The organism is Clavibacter sp. MX14-G9D (genome assembly GCF_032917815.1).
In the GTDB taxonomy this organism is placed as follows: Bacteria; Actinomycetota; Actinomycetes; order Actinomycetales; family Microbacteriaceae; genus Clavibacter; species Clavibacter michiganensis_K.
In genome coordinates this window covers 1-2683 of record NZ_JAVCVL010000289.1, presented here as the reverse complement: position 1 = coordinate 2683, position 2683 = coordinate 1, and the positions used below count along the sequence as shown (strand labels likewise).

4 protein-coding genes are annotated in these 2683 nt (G+C 76.9%); 2 read left to right on the top strand and 2 right to left on the bottom strand.

The window, feature by feature from the left end:
• Window positions 1–178: 178 nt before the first annotated feature.
• Both Q6969_RS14795 and Q6969_RS14790 read right to left on the bottom strand, forming a co-directional pair.
• Window positions 179–664: an N-acetyltransferase family protein gene (locus Q6969_RS14795; protein WP_317231125.1), complete on the bottom strand. Its 486-nt coding sequence runs from the start codon at window positions 662–664 to the stop codon at window positions 179–181.
• Window positions 665–699: 35 nt separating this feature from the next.
• A complete protein-coding gene (locus tag Q6969_RS14790; RefSeq protein ID WP_317231124.1) occupies window positions 700–1173 on the bottom strand; it encodes a helix-turn-helix domain-containing protein in 474 nt (157 codons plus the stop codon).
• Between the two features lie 65 nt (window positions 1174–1238).
• On the opposite strand from Q6969_RS14790, the gene Q6969_RS14785 reads away from it, so the two are divergent.
• Window positions 1239–2087, top strand: a complete 849-nt coding sequence (locus Q6969_RS14785) for an NmrA family NAD(P)-binding protein (RefSeq protein WP_317231123.1) — start codon at window positions 1239–1241, stop codon at window positions 2085–2087.
• A 38-nt stretch (window positions 2088–2125) separates the two neighbouring features.
• On the top strand, window positions 2126–2683 hold a 558-nt coding region (locus Q6969_RS14780; RefSeq protein ID WP_317231122.1), incomplete at its 3' end, for a TetR family transcriptional regulator.

Sequence of the window (2683 nt, the reverse complement as noted above, 5' to 3'; positions counted from 1 at the left end):
GCGGGACGGGTCATGACGGCCTCTCATGGAGTTGCGGGGGGGGGGGGGGCGGGCGCGCCCCGGGCGTGACGCGGCGACACGTGAACCTAGGGCTCCCGTCGCCGCCCGGGTGCGGCGCGTCCACAACGACGGGCCGTCCGGCCGGTCGGCGTCCCGGGTCCCGGGGCCGAGTGCGTCCCTAGACCGCCGCCGACCGCCGCTCCATGAGGAGGGTGTCGCGCCAGATCCCGGCGCGCGGCCCGGCCTCCGCGGCCGCGATGCGCTCGCGCCGCCCCACCACCCGGAACCCGAAGCGCTCGTGCAGGGCGATGCTGGCGCCGTTCTCCGGGAAGACGACGCCCTGCAGGGTCCAGATGCCCGCGCGCTCGGTCGACGCGATGAGCTCCTGGAGGAGCGCCTTCCCGACGCCGCGCCCGCGGGCTGCCGCGTCGACGTAGATCGAGTGCTCGACGACCCCGGCGTAGACGGCGCGGGACGACACCGCGGAGACGGCGGCCCAGCCGAGGACGGCGTCGTCCGCGTCGACCGCGACCAGGCGATGGTCCGGCAGCCGGTGCGCGTCGAAGCGCTCCCACGTCGGCGGCGCCGACTCGAACGTGGCGTCGCCGGCCTCGATGCCGTGCAGGTGGATGCGCGAGACGTGATCCCCGTCGTCGGGGCGCATGGCGCGGACCGCGGGCGCCGGCAGCGGTGCGGCGCTCACCGGGCTGCCGTGCGGGCGGCGGATCGCGGGGATGCGGTGGGCCGGGAGGGCGCGGCGGCGGCCGGCGCCTCGCACGTGGGTCGGGATCCGTCGCGGTCGGGGACGAGCACCGGCACCGGCATGTCGTCGTCGCCCGTCCGCTCCTCCGGCTGACGCGGCACCGTGCTCGCCCACGCGTTCATCGCGTCGAGCACGGGCCGGAGGCTGCGGCCGACGTCCGTGAGCTCGTAGACGACACGCGGCGGGATCTCGGCGTACGCCGTGCGCGTGACCAGCCCGTGCTCCTCGAAGCGCCGCAGCCGGTCGGACAGCGTGTGCGCGCTGATGCCGGGCAGCGCGCCGCGCAGCTCGGTGAAGCGCAGGGGGCCGCCGAGCAGCTCGCGGACGATGAGCGTCGCCCACGGTCCGTCGATCAGGCCGAGGAACCGCGCCACGCCGCATTCGGGCCACACATCCGGGGAGAACGCCATGGGTCCGAGGGTATCCACATGGGTGCAGTTGACGTAACCGGTGCATCGCATGCATCAATGGGCGCATGACCTTCCTCATCCACGGCGCCACGGGCGCCCAGGGCGCTCCCGTGGTGGCCGCCCTCCTCCCCACCGTCCCCGATGTCCGCGCAGCCGTGCGGGACGCCGCCGCCTACCGCGGCGGCGGCGTCCCCGTGTCCGTCGACCTCTCCTCCGTCGACTCCCTGGCCGCCGCGTACGCCGGGGTCGACGGCGTCTTCGTGCACCTGCCCATCGGATCCCCGGCGCAGCAGGCCGAGCACGCCGCGGCGATCGTCGCGGCCGTGCGCCGGGCCCGGCCCGCGCGCGTGGTCGTGTCGACCAGCGGCGGGCGCGTCGGCGTCCCGGAGGCCGCGGGATCCCCGCTCGACGTGCTCGTGCGGGGCATCCGCGACGCCGACGTCCCGCTCGCCGTGGTGGAGCCGCGGCTCTACCTCGAGAACCTGCTCCTGCCGGTCGTCGTCGGACCCGTGCGGGCGGAGGGAGTGCTGCGGTACCCGATCCGCGACGACTACCGCGTCTCCTGGAGCTCGCACCTGGACGTCGCCGACGTGGTGGCGCGGCTCCTGCGGGATCCGTCCGTCACGGGCGTGGTCGGCGTCGGCGCGCTCCCTGCGCTCACCGGACCGGACCTGGCCGCGGCCTTCGCCGAGCACCTCGGGCGCGACGTGCGCTTCGCGGCGCGGACGCCGGACGAGTTCGGCGCGGACATCATCCCGCTGTTCGGCGAGGAGGGCGCACGGCCGGTCATCGAGTCGTACCGCTGGCGCGCGACCCAGGCGTCGGAGGCCGTCGACGAGGCGACCAGCGCGCAGGCGCGCCTGGGGCTGACGCCGCGGACCCCGCGGGAGTGGCTCCGCGACATCGGCGTCTGACGCCGGGGTCCCGGCGGCCGGCCGCTACGCTTCCCCGCATGCCCCCGTCCGCGTCCCCCGAGCGCGCCGCCGGCCGTCCCGTCGCGATCGACGCCGCCGAGCTCGCGCGCGTCGCCATCGCCCTGTTCGCGGAGCGGGGCTACGACGCGGTCAGCATGGCCGACGTCGCGGAGGCCGCGGGCGTCGGCCGGCGCAGCCTCTTCCGCTACTTCCCGTCCAAGGCCGACCTCGTCTGGGGCGGGGCCGAGGCGGTCGTCGAGGTGCTCGACGGCCTGCTCGCCTCGGGCACGGGCGGGCGGCCCCTCGGCGCGGCCTACGCGGACGCGTTCGTCCGCGCCCTCGAGGCCTCGGGCATCGACCTCGGCATGACCCGGGTGCGCCTCCGCATCATCGACGCGCACCCGGAGCTCCGCGGCCTCGCGTCGCCGCGCCTGGGCGCGGGGTCGCACGTGCTCGCGGGCTTCGTCGCGTCCGGGCGCCCCGAGCTGCGCGGCACGGTCGAGGCCGCGGTGCTCGCCGACGCCCTCGGCGCGTCCACCTACGCGGCGCTCCGGTGGTGGGCGAAGAGCTCGGACGATCCGCGCCCGGACGCCGCC

Coding starts and splice junctions, on each gene's coding strand:
- Q6969_RS14785 (WP_317231123.1), top strand. CDS start 1,239: ATGACCTTCCTCATCCACGGCGCCACGGGCGCCCAGGGCGCTCCCGTG.
- Q6969_RS14795 (WP_317231125.1), bottom strand. CDS start 664: ATGCGCCCCGACGACGGGGATCACGTCTCGCGCATCCACCTGCACGGC.
- Q6969_RS14790 (WP_317231124.1), bottom strand. CDS start 1,173: ATGGCGTTCTCCCCGGATGTGTGGCCCGAATGCGGCGTGGCGCGGTTC.